This is a genomic window from Coleofasciculus sp. G3-WIS-01, from assembly GCF_040223135.1.
Classification (GTDB): Bacteria; Cyanobacteriota; Cyanobacteriia; order Cyanobacteriales; family Coleofasciculaceae; genus Coleofasciculus.
On sequence record NZ_JAVJZI010000020.1, the window covers coordinates 1 to 16,922 of the forward strand.

General features: G+C 46.2%; 14 protein-coding genes and 1 pseudogene. 6 read left to right on the forward strand and 9 right to left on the reverse strand.

All coding sequences use genetic code 11. The features are described 5' to 3' along the window. Positions 1-190 precede the first annotated feature (190 nt). Both rseP and RIM23_RS02155 read left to right on the forward strand, forming a co-directional pair. Positions 191-1,291, forward strand: a complete 1,101-nt coding sequence (rseP, locus tag RIM23_RS02150) for an RIP metalloprotease RseP (RefSeq protein WP_446364054.1) — start codon at positions 191-193, stop codon at positions 1,289-1,291. Between the two features lie 501 nt (positions 1,292-1,792). Further along, the gene (locus RIM23_RS02155) at positions 1,793-1,987 is read left to right on the forward strand and encodes a hypothetical protein (RefSeq protein ID WP_446364056.1); all 195 of its coding nucleotides are present in this window, start codon (positions 1,793-1,795) and stop codon (positions 1,985-1,987) included. Positions 1,988-2,198: 211 nt separating this feature from the next. On the opposite strand, the gene RIM23_RS02160 is transcribed toward RIM23_RS02155, so the two are convergent. Continuing rightward, complete coding sequence (locus RIM23_RS02160) at positions 2,199-4,982, reverse strand: WG repeat-containing protein (RefSeq protein ID WP_446364058.1); 2,784 nt, start codon at positions 4,980-4,982, stop codon at positions 2,199-2,201. 75 nt (positions 4,983-5,057) lie between these two features. Here RIM23_RS02160 and RIM23_RS02165 point away from each other — a divergent pair, with 75 nt between their 5' ends. Next, on the forward strand, positions 5,058-5,696 hold the full coding sequence (locus RIM23_RS02165; protein WP_446364060.1) for a hypothetical protein: 639 nt from the start codon (positions 5,058-5,060) through the stop codon (positions 5,694-5,696). Here the strand turns inward: RIM23_RS02165 and RIM23_RS02170 are convergent. Then, positions 5,670-7,847, reverse strand: coding sequence for a protein kinase domain-containing protein (locus RIM23_RS02170; protein ID WP_446364062.1), 2,178 nt, complete (start codon positions 7,845-7,847; stop codon positions 5,670-5,672). The two genes, RIM23_RS02165 and RIM23_RS02170, sit on opposite strands and share 27 nt — an antisense overlap. 360 nt (positions 7,848-8,207) lie before the next feature. On the opposite strand from RIM23_RS02170, the gene RIM23_RS02175 reads away from it, so the two are divergent. Then, positions 8,208-8,420, forward strand: coding sequence for a hypothetical protein (locus RIM23_RS02175; protein ID WP_446364064.1), 213 nt, complete (start codon positions 8,208-8,210; stop codon positions 8,418-8,420). A 478-nt stretch (positions 8,421-8,898) separates the two neighbouring features. On the opposite strand, the gene RIM23_RS02180 is transcribed toward RIM23_RS02175, so the two are convergent. The 4 genes from RIM23_RS02180 to RIM23_RS02195 form a co-directional block, all read right to left on the reverse strand. Beyond that, positions 8,899-9,141 (reverse strand): hypothetical protein, encoded by a 243-nt coding sequence (locus RIM23_RS02180; RefSeq protein ID WP_446364066.1) that lies wholly within the window; start codon positions 9,139-9,141, stop codon positions 8,899-8,901. A gap of 238 nt (positions 9,142-9,379) precedes the next feature. After that, positions 9,380-9,688 carry a DUF3181 family protein gene (locus tag RIM23_RS02185; protein WP_446364068.1) on the reverse strand — a complete coding sequence of 103 codons (309 nt, stop codon included), beginning with the start codon at positions 9,686-9,688 and terminating at the stop codon, positions 9,380-9,382. 35 nt (positions 9,689-9,723) lie between these two features. Continuing rightward, a complete protein-coding gene (locus RIM23_RS02190; protein ID WP_446364070.1) occupies positions 9,724-10,002 on the reverse strand; it encodes a 2TM domain-containing protein in 279 nt (92 codons plus the stop codon). Positions 10,003-10,186: 184 nt separating this feature from the next. Beyond that, positions 10,187-10,333, reverse strand: a complete 147-nt coding sequence (locus RIM23_RS02195; protein WP_446364072.1) for a hypothetical protein — start codon at positions 10,331-10,333, stop codon at positions 10,187-10,189. A gap of 438 nt (positions 10,334-10,771) precedes the next feature. Here RIM23_RS02195 and RIM23_RS02200 point away from each other — a divergent pair. Continuing rightward, a pseudogene (locus RIM23_RS02200) lies at positions 10,772-11,176 on the forward strand (NAD(P)/FAD-dependent oxidoreductase); the annotation flags it as partial. Between the two features lie 28 nt (positions 11,177-11,204). Here RIM23_RS02200 and RIM23_RS02205 read toward each other — a convergent pair. Then, a complete protein-coding gene (locus RIM23_RS02205; protein ID WP_446364074.1) occupies positions 11,205-11,651 on the reverse strand; it encodes a hypothetical protein in 447 nt (148 codons plus the stop codon). 324 nt (positions 11,652-11,975) lie between these two features. Between RIM23_RS02205 and acs the strand changes: the two genes are divergently transcribed. Continuing rightward, a complete protein-coding gene (gene acs / locus RIM23_RS02210; RefSeq protein WP_446364076.1) occupies positions 11,976-13,946 on the forward strand; it encodes an acetate--CoA ligase in 1,971 nt (656 codons plus the stop codon). 56 nt (positions 13,947-14,002) lie between these two features. On the opposite strand, the gene argS is transcribed toward acs, so the two are convergent. Further along, positions 14,003-15,760, reverse strand: a complete 1,758-nt coding sequence (gene argS, locus RIM23_RS02215; protein WP_446364078.1) for an arginine--tRNA ligase — start codon at positions 15,758-15,760, stop codon at positions 14,003-14,005. Between the two features lie 74 nt (positions 15,761-15,834). Then, a complete protein-coding gene (gene nadC / locus RIM23_RS02220; protein WP_446364080.1) occupies positions 15,835-16,704 on the reverse strand; it encodes a carboxylating nicotinate-nucleotide diphosphorylase in 870 nt (289 codons plus the stop codon). Positions 16,705-16,922: the final 218 nt, after the last annotated feature.

Genomic DNA, 16,922 nt, shown 5'->3' on the forward strand with positions numbered 1-16,922 from the left:
TGGGGCTGTCTATAAACCAGCCTGGAGGCACGGGGTTATCGTGCAAGTTAACACGAACAATCAAGTATGTTCAGCTTAACTTGTTTGATGACTTCAGGGCTACTGAAAACCCAGACCTCAGCTTTTAGCAGGTCTGGGTAGTTTATAACGTACAATAGAAAGGACGCAAGCAATCGTTACATTACTTCTTATGTCAATTTTGGCGGCGATCGCAGTCTTGGCGGTTTTGATTGTGGTGCATGAGCTGGGTCACTTTATGGCAGCTCGTTTGCAGGGAATTTATGCCAATCGCTTTTCCCTGGGTTTTGGTCCGGTTCTGTGGAAATACCAAGGACCCGATACGGAATATGCGATACGTGCTTTCCCCCTAGGGGGATTTGTCGGTTTCCCCGATGATGACCCCGATAGCGAGATTCCCCCAGATGACCCAAATTTACTCCGCAATCGACCTGTTTTAGACCGAGCGATTGTAATTAGTGCTGGGGTAATTGCTAACCTGATCTTTGCTTACTTTCTACTGGTTGTGCAGGTAGGAACGGTGGGAATTACTGACTTCAATTACCAACCCGGAGTAAGGGTTCCAGAAATTGCCGCAGAAAGTAGCTTAGTGGCAAAACAAGCGGGGATTAAACCAGGGGATGTTATTTTGGCGGTTGAGGATCAACCCTTGGCAGCCAGTCGGGATGCGATCATTACCCTGACGACCAAAATTCAAAACTCTCCCAACCAACCCCTAGAACTTTTGATTAAACGGGGTGAACAAACTCTTTCCCTGGACGTGACGCCAGAACCCGGAGACGATGGCAAAGGTAAAATTGGCGTGCAACTTGCACCTAATGGCGAGATATTTCGCAAGTACGCTGACGGATTCTTAGGGATGTTTACGATTGCAGCTGACGAATACCAGCGCTTGAGTACTGAAATTGCCAAAGGTTTTGGTCAACTGATTAGCAACTTTAGTGAAACGGCTGAACAAGTATCCGGTCCAGTGGCGATTGTGGCAATTGGCGCAAATATTGCCCGTTCTGATGCGGGGAATCTGTTTCAGTTTGCCGCGTTGATTAGCATCAATTTGGCGATTATTAATATCTTGCCCTTACCCGCGCTGGATGGGGGTCAACTAGCATTTTTAGCGATTGAGGGAATTCGGGGTAAACCCATCCCCACAGAAGTTCAGCAAAATATTATGCAAACTGGGTTGGTTTTGCTTTTGGGGTTAGGTATTTTCTTGATTGTGCGGGATACGGCAAATTTAGTTCCCTCGAGTTGGGTGCAAAATTTGTTTCAGTGAGGATCGTCATTTGTCTTATGTCATTTGTATGTAGGGGCGGGTTTCACTATTATCGTTCCTTTTATCACCCAGATGCGACTAAACCCGCCCTGACTGTGTGAGAGAGTATTGATGATGATCTAGTGGGAGCGTCAGGAACCTCAGCCTAAAGGCATGAGGCTTGAAAGAGAAATCTAACAAGCCATTCTGACCAGCTTAAGTCTTAAGTGACTACGTTATCGGCAAGTGTTCAAGACCTACCAGTATATGCTCCCGCTAGTCTACTGCTCTAGAACCGAAAAGTTAATCAGTTTTAAGGTCACTGAAACAGTGCTTTTTGGATAGTTACCGACCGATAACATTGGCGAAGCTAACTTTACCCGAAAGGAGATTGAGGCAACCATACTTCACAGGAGGGGCAACCATACCCCTCCACCCCGAAAGGGGTATGCGGTTTTAACCGCTACCGCGCGGTCCTCCCCGGTCTGAAGACAGGGGGTTTCCCACAACGGAGGAGTTCTAATGAATAACTGTCCTTGTTGTTCTGCTCAGTTACTGGCTCATATTCGTGATAAGCGTGTTTATTGGTTTTGTTCTCGCTGTCGCCAAGATATGCCTGTTAAAGCTAATCATAGAAACCCTTTTCACCAAGAGTTTTCTTTTGTTAATCCCTTAAATGACATTTTGTCGCAAAAAATATTAAAACCAGCAGAATAAAAGCAGAATGGGATGGTTTTTAGGATGAGGGGTTTTCTGGGCGCACGCTGGGGAAATGGTACAGGCTGGGGAAATGGCGCACGTCGGTGGGTTATACCAAATCCGCTTTTATTACCCCCTTTTGCCACGGCGATTGAAATCGCTGCTACACAAACAAAGTCCGCTTGACAAGGACTAGGTTATAACGGGGTTAGCTAACCCAGATTTGGTATTACTGGGATTCTTCAAAAAGATTGCGAATATAACCCCATCGTTTACCCATGCGGATGGGTGCTAATCCGTCACTAAAGGATTTGACCTGATCAAATTCCGGTGAAATTACCTGATCACCCTTTTGATTGATATAACCCCAAAATGATTCAATCTTAACAGCGGCTAATCCTTGGGAAAAGGGTTGAGCCGCATTAAATTGTGGCTCAATGACCAATTCTCCAGTAGGGTTAATATAACCCCAGCGATCGCGCAATTGGACAGGGGCAAGTCCTTGGGCAAATGAGCCGGCTGTGTCAAAGTTTGCTGGAATCACCAGTTGACCCCTTGAGTCACAATACCCATATTTGCCTGCGAGTTGCACCGCCGCTAATCCTTCTGAGAACAATTGTGCCTGATCAAACTGAGTCGGAATCACCCATTGACCGATTTTATTGATATAACCCCATTGATCTCCAACCTTCACCGCCGCTAATCCTTGGCTGAACCGAGTCGCCTGATCAAACTGGGGTAAAATTACCGATTGACCAGATAAATCGATATAACCATACAGACTGCCAATTTTTACTCGCGCTAATCCTTCCGCAAACTGATCCGCTTGATCAAATGCGAAACGAGTGATCAGTTGTCCTGTTTGATTAATATAGCCCCACTTGTACCCCATTCGCACTCGCGCCCGTTCCTCTTGAAACGAATCCACCCAATCAAATTGAGGCTGAGTGATAAGATTACCAAAGCGGTCAATATAACGATATTCAGCACCAACTCGGCGATGGGTAAACCCCTGTGCCTTCAGTGATGTCGCGTTGAAAGGAACGGATTGAGCATAGACGCGCGATCGCAAGGCTTTGGCTAAGGTATCATTATCTTGGCGCAAGCCCTCATAGAAAAATAACACCTCCCCCGATAAACCGCGATCGCGATTGTACTCAATTGCCTGGATCAAATCCTCTGAACTGATGCGATACGACCCGCTTTTAATCAGGATTCCCGGTATCACCGTAGACAATTGTACCGGGTTTACTTGGTCATTCACCAACCGATCAACAATCTGCTTATAGCTAGTAAAATCCCGGCGATAGAGTTGGGGATGGATTATATCCACCAATCCCTGATTCCGCCAAGCTTGGTTATCTTGTAAATACTCCTGTAGCCCCCAGGGATAGGGACTCGGTGCCATAGAAATCACCAATTCTGGATTAATCGCCACCACCTGTCGGTACAGACGAGTCAGGAAATCAGTCAGCAAATCCGCCCGCCATTGTAGCCATTGGGCGTCTTTTGGATTGCTAGGGGGTTCCCGGTTGAACTGGTGCATATAGCGTTGTACAGTTTGGGTATCATAACCTCCTTCTGACGGGAGGGCAGGTAAACGGTCATCCCCCTGAATTCCAGCGATATCATAATTTCTAATCACTTCTAAGATTAATCCCAGGACAAAATCCTGCACCTGGGGGTCAAAAGCATTTAGCCATTCAAAGTTATTTTTTGTGAGTAAATTACCTTGAATATCCCGCGCCGCCCAATTCGGTTTTTGGGCAAGTAAACGTCCACCTTTTTGGTTATAGGAACTGGCAAAGCCATATTCAAACCAAGGAATCACCGCTAATCCCACTTTTTTAGCTGCTTGAATCAGTTCGGCGAGGGGATCTCGTCCAGTAAAACGCGGGTCAATTTCCAATCCCACCGTGTCTCGCATCAGGCGACTGGGATAAAGGGTTGCGCCATTATTCCAAACCACAGGAAAAACCACATTAAATCCGGTTTCGGCGAGGAAGTCTATCGCCTCAGCTATATTCTTTGGGGAATTAAAGACTTGGCTATCTGTATTTGTTAGCCAAACTCCTCGGATTTCAGTTGAGGGGAATTGATTTGGGTTTGGCGTTAGATCCTGTTTGTCTAAATAATTATTATATTCTTCTGCCTGGTCACTTTCTGCCTTCTGAGAGTTTGTAAGCGCTAAAGTGCTTCTGGCACTAAAGTGCCTACTACGAACCCCGCTTAAGTTAGCAATATTCTGCTTTAATCTTACTAATGCGATTCCTTCAGAAAAGGGTTCGGCTTCATCCAGTTGGGGATTAATCACAAATGTCCCGGTTTTGTCAATATATCCCCATTTATCCCCCAGTTTGACTCTTGCCCGTCCTTGGGTAAAGGAATCCGCCTCATCGAATAGAGGTTCAATGGCGATGATATCCCAACCTGGAACATATTTTCGGGGAACGCCAGGGAGTTTTAACGCCTGAGTAATCAGTGCAGCGACTTCGCCTCGCGTCGCGTTACGATTTGGGTGCAGGCGTTTAACCTCCGGATAGTTAACGACTAAAAACTGACGGGTTGCGGTTGCGATCGCGCCCTGTGCATAATTGGGAATAGTCGCGGCATCATCATAGTATTGTTGGAGAATTGGGGTAGGATTAGGGTCACGGGCATACTGTAACCCACTTACTAATGCCACCAACGCTTGCACACGGGGAATCGGTTGATTGGGTTGAAAAGTGCCATTGGGATAGCCGGAGAAAAATCCCGCCCGGGTGACGGTTTTAATGGCGGGATTTGCCCAGTGATTGGCAGGTAAATCACGAAAGTTGATCGTATCCCGCACCGGGGTAGCCTGGGGAAAGGCTTTGTTTAAAATCGCCGCAAATTCAGCACGGGTAACAGGGTTATTGGGGCGAAAGCTACGATCAGGATAACCGCTGATGATTTGGCGGGTAAAAAGCTGGTGGATTGAGTCTTTTGCCCAATGGGTTTGGGTATCGGCAAAGATGGAGTTGGTGGACATACCAGATGCGATGGGGCGTGATAGTTGAATTATAGATATTCTTTGGCTTTGAGGGAGTAAGATGAAAACTAAGTCTTGAAACAGATTGTGAGAGAACCAAGTGCTATTAATGAATATGAATGTGTTCGCGATCGCATGAAAACCGGAGACTTGATTGCTTTTTCGGGCAGGATATGCATTTCCCGCCTGAATCAGTGGGCAACTCAATCTCCCTACTCCCATGTCGCGATGGTGGTTGATGTAGAAATGGGGGGTGGATTTGGCAAAAGTGTACTGATTATCGAATCAGCCGCACCCCAGACGGAGCGAGATCCCACAGGCAGAAAAGCGATTAAAGGGGTTCAAATTAATTGGCTCTCTCGACGGTTAGATATGTATAAGGGCAAAACTTGGTGGCTACCGTTAAAGGAACCCATTGCTCCAGATAACTTATTGAAAATGCAGATGTGGTTGAGACAAACTTATAATGAACGCAGACCTTTCGCTACAGTACAAGCAGCAAAAGCGGGGTTGATGCTTTTGAATAAGGTGGGGTTAGGAAATAAACTTGACCTTTCGGCTCTATTTTGCTCAGAATTAGTGACCGCCGCGTTACAAATTGCGGGTGTGGTTGACCCCTATATCAATCCTTCTAAGCAGACACCAGCAGATGTGGTTAATTTCCCTTGTTTTGCTAAACCTCCTATTTTAATCTTCTGTGGATTCATCGACTGAGGAGTCCGATTCGGGGGGATTTTCAACCGTTAGATCAAGTTGATAATCAATGGGTTTATCCGCATCGGATACCACGACAAACTCATAGAACCCCGATTCTGGCAATTTTCCAGAGAAGGTGCGATCGCGCGAATCTTCCAGGAAGATTGTATTACCTGTGGGACTGTAGATGGAGAATAAGGCATTGGCGGCGGTGGAGAGATTCACCTCCATAACCTGATCTGCCGATAGTTGGGCGGTAAAGGCTTTGCCTTCTCCAGGTTGAAGTGTTCCGCTTACTTTTTTACCACTATCGCCCGGTTCAAAGACAATTCGTTCTAAAGCCTCTCTGGATTGCAAGGCTTTGACGGTATCCGCAACAGTGGCTTGCCAGATTTGACCCATAGGTTGGTCAAGAAATTCTGTGCCAACTTGTCCTTTTTGTTTGGGGAAGGCGTGGAAAAACTTAGCATCGGCGATATCGTATAACGCCCGACTACTCAGGCGTAAACGATTCACTCTTGCTTTCCAGCGATCGCGATCTTCTGCGCCATAACTGCCTAATTTTTGCTTGGCTTGAGGAGTGAGATTAAGCCGTTCGATCTGGGTGAGTAAATTTGCTGCGATCGCATCCCAGGCTTGTCTGAGCTTAGCATCGTCTGGATCAGTGCTTAACTGAGATCCCTGTTGTGCAGGATACTGATTCCAAAACGCTTCATCAACTAAACTGACATAAAAGTCATAATCGATACCCAGATTCATCCGTCGCCGCCGCAGGGTTTGCTTGCGCTGTTGTTCTTCCTGGGAAAACTCGGAGGATGGTTCGGGTTCGTCATCTTCCTCCGGTGAAATCACTGGGTTCTCAAAGTCCTCCTGTATGGGCGTAGCGTTCCGTTGTGCGGATTGCAGTTGTGTTTCGATCCACAGATTACCCGCCCACCAGCCAAAGCCACCTGCTGCCAGAATAAACACCAATGCCAGGATAAATTTTCCTGCCCAGCCTAAGGTGGGGGTATTGTTACCCTTGGGCGTCGGTTTGGGGACAACAGGAGTAGGGGGGGATGGTGGCGTCGGTGCAATCCGATTGGGTGCGACAGCGACAGTCGCTTGAGTCGGCGGTGACGGCGGTGGTGGTGGGGAGTAGGCAATCGAGGGGGATTGAGATGTCAGGGCTTGTAAGACTTGATTAGCACTTTGGGGGCGATTTTGGGGGTGGGGTTGCAGCAGTTGTTCCAGGATACGGTTGAGGGTGGGGCTAAGGGTAATTTCCCGCTGCCATGTCCAGGTTAAGGTGTGGGGATCTATTAGCTCAGAGGGTTCTTTCCCGGTGAGTAATACCAATACCGTTGCCCCTAATGCGTATAAATCGCTACTGGCAGAAATAATACCCCCTTGCATTTGTTCGTGAGGAGCATAACCCACCTTACCCAAGCGCGTTGCTGTAGCCGGGGATGATGCCATTACTTGAGAGGCTACCGTGGCAGCGACTTGCTTGACACCGCCAAAGTCAATCAGTACTGGCAATCCATCCTCTTGACGGATGATAATATTATCCGGGGAAATATCCCGATGAATCACGCCTAGGGAGTGGATGTAGTTCAAAACGGGAAGAAGTTGGCGCAAGAGTTTGATGATTTCCGTTTCGTTAAACCGTATTCCCTGATTCCGGCGTGCCTCTAAGATAGCGCGGCAGGTGTGTCCAGGAATATAGTCTTGGACTAAAAACAGGCGTCCTTTTCCTTCCTGCTTCACCCGCAGCAGTTCTCGGAACTCAGGAATTTGCGGATGTTTCAGCTTATAGAGAACCCCAGCTTCCCGCTCAAACAGTTCTGAGGCTTTCTGGAGGGCAAAAGTTCCTTGAGCTTGGGGGGCGAATTCCTTTAGCACACAGACTTCACCGAAGCGATTCAAGTCTTGAGCTAAATAGGTGCGTCCAAATCCCCCATGTCCCAATTCTCGTACAATCCGATAACGTCCTGCCAAAGTTAACCCCGACTCGATGTTGCCATTGTCTACCTGATCCAGTTTCTCACCGCAGTGGAGACAAAAGCGACTACCTGGGGGATTTTCGTGATTGTGAGAGCAATATAAGGGCTTCATTAATCCAGAACGTAGGCTACGTGATTGAAGAAGGCGGATGGCAGGTAATAGAGGAATGACCACTAAGATCATTACATGGTAGCAATTGTAGCTTCTGGATTTTTCTGAGGACTTATATCATGTCCCTCTCAAGTGGGAGCGATCGCGAAATCCAACAAGTTATTCTAAAACCCTTGATACACCGTAGGGTGGGCATTGCCCACCAGCTAAAATTTGGGATTAGTTGGGTTCGTAGTAGGGGCTTCAGCCCCTAATTTCTTTCATGGGCATCAGGCTAATCCATCTTGCTAAGATGTGCCACGCCACTACTGAAATCGGTTGAATCGGGCGCACGTCGGTGCGCCCCTACGGTTTCCATTCATCTTGCTTAGGTAAAGTAAAATAACACTTGTGAAGCCAACGCGGATATCCAGTCAATATTAGGAGTGTTTTATGCACCTGCAACGAATTAGAGTTCCTGATTTCCGGGTTTTAAAGGATGTTGATATTACCTTTGAAAATGATTTTGTTCCCAAAATTTTTCCTTTGGGCAGTCTAAAAAATGAGTTAAACCAGATGTTATTCAATAAAAAAATAAATATAGATAAAGATCTTAATGGAGTGAACTTCACACTAGATAGGAACGGTGCATTGGTGTCAACTTAAGCTCAACCCCTCACCAGAAGCCCCTCTCCATCCCCCCTAACCCCCCTTTGAAAGGGGGGGAATAGGGAGAGGGGAGCAAGAGGGGAGCAAGAGAATCCGGTTCCCCTTCTCCCATGCAAAAAAAGCGAAGCATCCCCTGGCTTCCCCCTTTTGAACTGAAGTTCCCTCCATACAGATGTACTGCACCCAGCGTCAAGCCTTATACCGTAATGGTTTGAACGCTCAAGCCCCTCAAAAATCGTACATAAGTAGCACTTGCTATCATTAGCGATCGCGCTATTCCACAATTTTAGTTGGGTTACGCCAGTAGTGGGGTGGCACATCTTAGCATTATGCAAAAGAAACCCATACAATTAGGGGCTAAAGCCCTTACTACAAACCCAATCTACCAGCATTGAAAGCGCGATCGCGAAATCTCACCTGAATTGCAAGAGAGTTGAGTTACTCCAAAATAGAACCATCTATAACGGTGGGTTTACTAAGTTTTAGTTTGAGCTTTCACCGTAGAACTGATCAGTTTCCCAGCGGTATTTTCCACATAGTCTAAAATTTGTTGATAAGCCTCTGGATTAGTCTTTGGATGGATAATCATCCGCACCTTACCATCCGGTAACCAAAATATCAACCGACCGTTATTAGCACAAACAAAGCTACTGATACGATTCAGATCAATCAGATACGTATCGCGCTCATAACTTAATTTGATCCAATGCTGCTCCATAGTTAACGGTGGCAACTCTTAGCTGAGTCAGTCACGGTGGGGTGTTCTGAGTCAACAGATTAATAGGGAAAAAGGCAGAGTATGATAGTGAGATAGGCGATCACTAATGGTTAAAAGGATACACTAAATAGTCAGGGACTATCTTTTTTAGCCAGCTTGCTTTGCGTAAAAAAAGGATCATTAGTTCTCATCCCGGAACTAATGATCCCTAGCCTTGAGTGGTCTATTGTCTTCTGAATTACATTTTCTGTTGAAACTCTTCGAGTAAATCCAGCAAATTAACCTGACACTGCATTGGGAGTAAATCCACCAAGGAAACTTCCCGTCTACCATTCCCCAGTTCAACGGGTATACTTTGCAAGATTTGTAGCACTTGGTCTTCTGAAAGGCTGTCCTCTGTCAGCAGGGGATAGAGGCGTTCAGCTAGAGAGGTATGTAAATGGGCATCCCGTAAGTAAAGATGCCATTTGGCAACATCAATGTACACATTATCACCAATTTCAGCCGCCAAGGCTTCGATCGCTTCGCTGGTATTTAGGTTAGCCATAATCCATTCAATAGGGTGAGCTTGACATTCTCAGTTTATCCTTGAGCAGAGTTAGCCGAATTATCTTGACTGGGTGAGGGAGTATAGTCTGCGATCGCGAAGATATAAACGGCGTGTCCGACTAAGAGCAATCCCCAGATACCCGTTACCCAGTAAGTCCAAGACCAATTGGCATACTGGATGGTACGGACGAACCAAACACCTGAATTACAAGCCGCAAACACGGCGACATGGACAGCAAAGTTCATTCGGTCATCTAGGCGTCGATACGCTGCATCGCGACGATCTGGTTTGCGGGACCAACGAGGAGGCATAGCAGTTCTAAGATAAGACGTATGAGAATAGGTTATAGTATCTGCTCTTTTATTGATAACGCAATTTTCAGTTAATCAGGTCTAGTACGTCATCTCAAGGGATGGTAACAAGGGTGGGGCGCGGGGTGCAAGCCTTAGTGGAAATTTATTTTGGCAAACTGGCGCGATCTCACATAAGTTACAGTTACCGCCTCAAGCGTTGACGCCTTTGCTGTCGTTCTTTTTTGTATCTATACAACTGCTCAATCATGTCCGGAGAAACGTTTTCTGCCGGAACATCAAATAAAACTTTACCCATTTTCAAGCCAATAATCCGCTGATAAGCTGTCACGCATTTAAATTTGGCATGGGTAGCGAGCATCTTGCTCGCATTACAACAATTTGTCAACATTAAGTTTTAAATGCAGAACAGTTTATATGCGGGTTTCTACCTATTTAGAACCCCCCAACCTTCCTTAAAAGGGGGAGAGCAAGATTTTAGCAAAAAAGGGTGAAGCAAGATTGCCGAAAGACTCTAAAATATCTACTGACAGATAGAGGCAAAAGCAATTTAATTTATGTTCATATTTATTTAAAGCCTCTAGGTTTAATTATGGTTATTTTATAGTTAAGCTTTGCACGGCAACTCATCGGCAGCATGTCAGTTTTGCACAAAACGCTCAAGTAGGTTGGGTAGAGCGATAGCGAAACCCAACAAGCTCTCAATGGCGTTGGGTTTCGTTCCTCAACCCAACCTACAAAGGTGACATGCTCCCAACTCATTTAACTAAAAACCTTGCTCTATGAATATTTCAGTGGCGAAATGGATACTCAACAAGTTGTACCCCGTTTTGATCAATTGTTACAGGATAGCGGTGCGATTTTTGTCCAAGATACGGTAAAAGAAATTGACTTGCCGCAACGGGAGGTAAAATTAGTCTCAGGCACAACCTATAATTACAGTAATTTAGTCTTGGCGTTAGGCAGTGTGACTGGATACTTTGGCGTTGAAGGAGCCAAGGAAAATGCTTTCCCCTTACGAACACAACAGAATGCGATCGCGATCGATCAGCAACTGCGTGATTGTCTGCAACGTGCTGTGCAAACCATCGATCCCCACCTTCGACGCCAAGTGCTAACCGTCGCCGTCATTGGTGCTGGACTATCTGGGGTGGAGATGGCGGCGATGTTAGCGATAATCTAAACTATAATGTTGGCGTGACCTAGCGATTGATAAAATTTTCAATCATCCTGGCTAATTTTTGTTGCAGTTTACAATCTGTAGAAGGAATTGGTGTCAAATAGAATGGCTCTCCCGATAAAAGAATCAGCCTGAGCCGATACAACTGAAGCCCGAATAGATTGAGCGGTTCGACTTGTACGCCAGTAACCTGGTAAATTGGAACGTGGATAACTTTGGTTCCCAACCAACCTTTTTGCTTAAATACTACCCAATGGTACTGTTTGTCAAATTGGCAGATTTTCACGGGACTACTGAACATCATCAAATTGGCTAAGGCAATGCAAACTAATCCGAACCAATCAATCGATGAGTTAGAGGAGAGAAAAATCAGCAATCCTATCGCTGCTGTTAAACTACTCAATATCCAAACCCCAATGGGACGTTCTTTGAGCGTGAGTAATGTAAACGTTTGTTGAACGACTTTCATATAGCGTTTTCATTTGAGATGGAGAACTCACGGGGGTAAACAAAGAGAAGTTTAGATATAGACACAGTAGGAAAAAGTCCTGTCTTCTATTTACGCCATGCCATGCTACTTTTTTAAATTAAATGATTTTTTATAAAAATAGAGTAATTGTGTATAAAAAAATCACAGATCAACAAACTTCTATCAGTGAAGCCGATTTAGGTAAACTAATGATGCAGCCACTATGGAGGGGTAAGTAAGCTTTACAAAACGTCAAAATTGCTCACTGAGGCAACTCTGCCTTCAAAATAGTTTGAGTACAGTAGCAAATAACAACCGCGAACGATGTCTGAATCCACTATCGAATCGATTCTGCAAGAAAAACGCCTATTCCCACCCCCGGCTGAATTTTCCCAGAATGCCCAGATCAAGAGTCTGGAGGAGTATCAGCGCCTCTATGACAAGGCAAAAGCTGACCCGTTGAAATTTTGGGCGGAGTTAGCCGAACAAGAGTTGCACTGGTTCAGTAAGTGGGATACAGTTCTAGATTGGCAACCTCCCTTTGCCAAATGGTTTGTCGGGGGAAAGACGAATATTGCCTATAACTGTCTAGACAGACACCTGAGTACCTGGCGACGGAATAAAGCCGCTTTGATTTGGGAAGGGGAACCGGGCGACTCCCGCACCCTAACCTATGCTCAACTGCACCGGGAAGTCTGTCAGTTTGCCAATGTTCTTAAGCAATTAGGCGTGAAAAAAGGCGATCGCGTGGGGATTTATATGCCCATGATTCCAGAAGCCGCGATCGCGATGCTAGCTTGTGCCAGGATTGGTGCGCCCCATACAGTGGTATTTGGTGGGTTTAGTTCCGAAGCGTTAAAAGACCGATTAGTAGACGCCCAAGCGAAATTAGTCGTCACCGCAGATGGTGGTTGGCGTAAAGATAAGATTGTTCCCCTAAAACCCGAAGTCGATAAAGCCCTCGCCAATAACGGCGCACCTACAGTAGAAAACGTCCTCGTGGTTCAGCGCACCCAGCAGAAAATCCAGATGGAACCAGGGCGAGATCATTGGTGGCATGATTTACAAGCGGGGGTATCGGGAGACTGTCCCGCCGAACCGATGGATAGTGAAGATATGCTGTTCATTCTCTACACCTCTGGGACAACCGGTAAACCCAAAGGCGTTGTCCATACCACAGCCGGCTATAACCTTTATAGCCATATCACCCTAAAATGGACATTTGATCTCAAAGACACCGATGTCTACTGGTGTACCGCTGACGTTGGTTGGATTACGGGTCACAGTTATATTGTTTATGGTCCTCTGTCCAATGGTGCTACCACACTCATGTATGAAGGCGCACCCCGTCCCTCGAATCCCGGTTGTTTATGGGATGTGGTGGAGAAATACGGCGTTAATATTTTCTATACCGCACCAACGGCGATTCGGGCATTAATTAAAATGGGTGAACACCATCCCAAAGCACGAGACTTGTCTTCTTTACGGATTTTGGGAACCGTCGGTGAACCGATTAACCCAGAAGCCTGGATGTGGTATCACCGAATTATTGGCGGAGAACGCTGTCCGATTGTCGATACCTGGTGGCAAACAGAGACAGGGGGATTTATGATTACACCCCTACCCGGTGCGATTCCCACCAAACCGGGTTCAGCTACATTACCGTTTCCGGGTATTCTGGCAGATATTGTCGATTTAGAAGGCAATCCGGTGGGGACGAATCAGGGGGGATATCTGGTGATTAAGCACCCTTGGCCCGGAATGATGCGAACGGTTTATGGTGATCCCGATCGCTTCCGCCGCACTTATTGGGAACATATTGCACCGAAAGAAGGGCAGTATTTTTACTTTGCTGGGGATGGTGCCCGTCGGGATGAGGACGGTTATTTCTGGGTGATGGGGCGCGTAGATGATGTGATTAATACCTCTGGACATCGCCTAGGGACTATGGAAATTGAATCGGCTTTAGTCTCCCATCCGGCGGTAGCAGAAGCGGCTGTGGTCGGAAAACCTGATGAGGTAAGGGGGGAAGATGTTTTTGCCTTTGTCATGTTGGAGAATGACTATAGTCCAACAGAGGAACTGGCAAATGAACTCAAGGCGCATGTCGTTAAGGAGATTGGGGCAATTGCCCGTCCTGGGGAGATTCGGTTTACTGAGGGAATGCCTAAGACGCGATCGGGTAAAATTATGCGGCGTTTGTTGCGGAATTTAGCCGCCGGTCAAGATGTGGCTGGAGACACCTCTACGTTAGAAGATCGCAGCGTGTTGGATAAATTGAGAAGCGGCGCTTAACTAGACAGGGCAATTCATCTCGCCGATGAATTGCCCGTGAGGAAAAAGAGGTATTTCTACATCCGTTCTAGTACCCCAATACCAAGTAATGATAATCCCAGTTTTAAGGTTCGAGCCGTTAGGTCACACAATATTAATCGTGATGTTCGCACGGGTTCCTCGGCTTTAAGCACAGGACATTGATCATAAAATTGACTGAATTTCTCGCTCAATTCATATAGATACTGACAAAGACGATTAGGTAACAACTCTTGCTCAACTTCTTTAATCACCTCGCTGACTTGTAATAGATGCTTAGCCAATGCAACTTCTTGATCTTTTGACAATGAGACTTGAGAATTTGTTCTTAACTGCTCAAAATCAACGCCACCTTTGCGACCAATACTTTGAATCCGGGCATAAGCATACAGCAGATATGGTGCTGTATTTCCTTTGAGCGATAGCATCTTATCGAAGCTAAAGACATAATTGCTGGTGCGATTTTGACTGAGGTCAGCATATTTTACCGCCGCAATCCCAACCACTTGAGCCACATGATTAATGAACTCCTCGGTTTCTTGGCGCTCTTCCTCGTGGATGCGAGTTTCCAGATCAGCACGCGATCGCGCGATCGCTTCATCTAATAAATCCCGCAATCGCACTGTCTCTCCCGACCGAGTTTTCAGCTTTTTCCCGTCTTCTCCTAGCACTAATCCAAAGGGAACATGCACTATTTCAACATTTTCTGGCAGCCAACCTGCCCGTTGTGCGACCTGAAACACTTGGGCAAAATGATTCGCTTGTCCAGCATCGGTAACATAAATAATCCGATTTGCCCCATCTTGCTGAATCCGGTATCGTAGTGCCGCTAAGTCAGTTGTGGCATAGTTATAACCCCCATCCGACTTTTGCACAATTAAGGGTAAAGGTTCACCTTGTTTATTCGTAAATCCTGCTAAGAAAACACACTTAGCCCCTTGATTTTCCACTAATAAGCCTGATGTATCTAAATCTTTGACGACTTCTGGAAGTAAGGGGTTATAAAATGATTCACCCCGTTCTGTGAGATGAACATCCAATAAGTCATAAATGACCTGAAATTCCCGTCGGGATTGCTCACACAGCAATTGCCAAGCTCTTGTGGTATCTTCAGCTCCAGCTTGCAGTTTCACGACTTCCTGTCGTGCAGCTTCTTGGAAGGCTCCATCGGTATCAAACCGTTTTTTAGCTTGTCGATAAAAACTGACTAAATCTCCTATATCGACAGCCTCAGCCGTGGTTAAGGCTTCTGGGCAAACTTCCCGAAGATAGGTAATTAACATGCCAAACTGAGTCCCCCAATCTCCGACATGATTGAGGCGCAAGACATCATGATCTCGAAATTCCAAAATACGTGCAATGCAGTCTCCAATAATCGTGGAGCGCAGATGACCCACATGCATTTCTTTGGCAATGTTTGGACTGGAAAAGTCCACAACAACTTGCTGGGGCTGCTTGGCAGGTTCTACACCTAACCGAGGCGCCGTGAGAATCTTATTTAGCTTGGTTTCTAAGTAGGCTGGTTTGAGTGTGAAATTAATAAAACCGGGTCCAGCTACTGTGGGGGATTGGCAGATATCCGCAACATCGAGATGGTTAATGATCGTCTGTGCGATCGCTCTTGGGGGTTGACCTAGCGGTTTTGCCAGAGAGAGTGCTGCATTGGATTGATAATCACCAAATTTGGGATTACTGGCGGGAACTAACATGGGATCTGTACCCGCCATCGTTTCACCAAAAGCAGCAATCAATGCTTGCTCAAATTTGGCTTTTAGTTGTTCCAAGGTTGAAGTCATTGCGCTAGGTAAAGTGTTGAAACGATAAGACGTTGCCAAAAATCCTAAAAATGGCTTGCTCAAAAAATTAGGGATTAAATCCGATTTTCGTGCAGTAAGTTCATACTTAAATCCAGCCAAGTGGAGCGAGTGATGGGGGCACTCGTGGAAATATAGTCTACACCGGTTTGGGCTACAGCACGAATGGTTTCTAGGGTGATATTCCCAGAGGCTTCTATTTTCAGTCTGTCATTTTTGGCGCGAATCATCTGTACAGCCTGTCGCATCCTCTCCAATGGCATATTGTCCAGCATGATGATGTCAGCCCCCTGATCTAGCGCTTCTGTCACTTGCTCCAGAGTTTCTGTTTCGACTTCAATCCTCAGGGGGTAGGGCATTTGAGTCCGGATATGAGTGATCGCTTCTTTTATGCTACCTGCTGCCACTATATGATTGTCTTTGATCATCACGGCGTCATCTAACCCAAAACGGTGATTGATTGCACCGCCGACTTGGGTAGCATATTTTTCGAGCAGTCTCAGCCCAGGAGTGGTTTTACGGGTATCGACGAGTTGAGTGGGAAAATCGGTGAGTTGATCCACATACTTGCGGGTGAGGGTAGAAATCCCACTTAAGTGCATCGCTAGGTTGAGAGCCACTCGTTCTCCCATCAATAGGGTATCCATGGACCCCTGTAAACGAGCAACTACCTGTCCTGGATTACAGTCTTCCCCCTCAGCCACAACAGCCACAAAACTTGTTTGATCGCTTAAGAGTTGGAAGAACCGTTTCGCGATCGGCAATCCGGCTATGACTCCACTTTGTTTAGCCGTCCACTCGGCTTGGATCATTTTGTCTGAGGCATTCCATAACCCCTGAGTTGTGCGATCGCCTCGACCGATATCCTCTAACAACCAATTCTGGAGGATCGGATCTAGCAGGATCAATGGCGGTAAAGCTCTCATTTGGCAAACGGGGGTAATTTTCTCAAGCTGGTCGGGTTAGCCCTAGATTTAAGCATAGCTCAGATCCCCTTCTGGGAAAGGGTTTCAGCTTTTCTCAAAAAAAACTTTCAGAAAAGGTTGACAACTTCTGAAATAGGCACTACATTGGTAAATGCGCTTGAAACGAAGGCAACGACGACTCAAGCGACCGAACCTAGAAAAATCAATAGTTTGAAAGC

What these genes read in the sequence shown, in the direction of transcription:
- argS (WP_446364078.1), bottom strand. Translation starts at nt 15,760, where the DNA reads ATGACTTCAACCTTGGAACAACTAAAAGCCAAATTTGAGCAAGCATTG.
- RIM23_RS02170 (WP_446364062.1), bottom strand. Translation starts at nt 7,847, where the DNA reads ATGATCTTAGTGGTCATTCCTCTATTACCTGCCATCCGCCTTCTTCAA.
- RIM23_RS02175 (WP_446364064.1), top strand. Translation starts at nt 8,208, where the DNA reads ATGCACCTGCAACGAATTAGAGTTCCTGATTTCCGGGTTTTAAAGGAT.
- nadC (WP_446364080.1), bottom strand. Translation starts at nt 16,704, where the DNA reads ATGAGAGCTTTACCGCCATTGATCCTGCTAGATCCGATCCTCCAGAAT.
- RIM23_RS02205 (WP_446364074.1), bottom strand. Translation starts at nt 11,651, where the DNA reads ATGAAAGTCGTTCAACAAACGTTTACATTACTCACGCTCAAAGAACGT.
- rseP (WP_446364054.1), top strand. Translation starts at nt 191, where the DNA reads ATGTCAATTTTGGCGGCGATCGCAGTCTTGGCGGTTTTGATTGTGGTG.
- RIM23_RS02185 (WP_446364068.1), bottom strand. Translation starts at nt 9,688, where the DNA reads ATGGCTAACCTAAATACCAGCGAAGCGATCGAAGCCTTGGCGGCTGAA.
- RIM23_RS02180 (WP_446364066.1), bottom strand. Translation starts at nt 9,141, where the DNA reads ATGGAGCAGCATTGGATCAAATTAAGTTATGAGCGCGATACGTATCTG.
- acs (WP_446364076.1), top strand. Translation starts at nt 11,976, where the DNA reads ATGTCTGAATCCACTATCGAATCGATTCTGCAAGAAAAACGCCTATTC.
- RIM23_RS02190 (WP_446364070.1), bottom strand. Translation starts at nt 10,002, where the DNA reads ATGCCTCCTCGTTGGTCCCGCAAACCAGATCGTCGCGATGCAGCGTAT.
- RIM23_RS02155 (WP_446364056.1), top strand. Translation starts at nt 1,793, where the DNA reads ATGAATAACTGTCCTTGTTGTTCTGCTCAGTTACTGGCTCATATTCGT.
- RIM23_RS02160 (WP_446364058.1), bottom strand. Translation starts at nt 4,982, where the DNA reads ATGTCCACCAACTCCATCTTTGCCGATACCCAAACCCATTGGGCAAAA.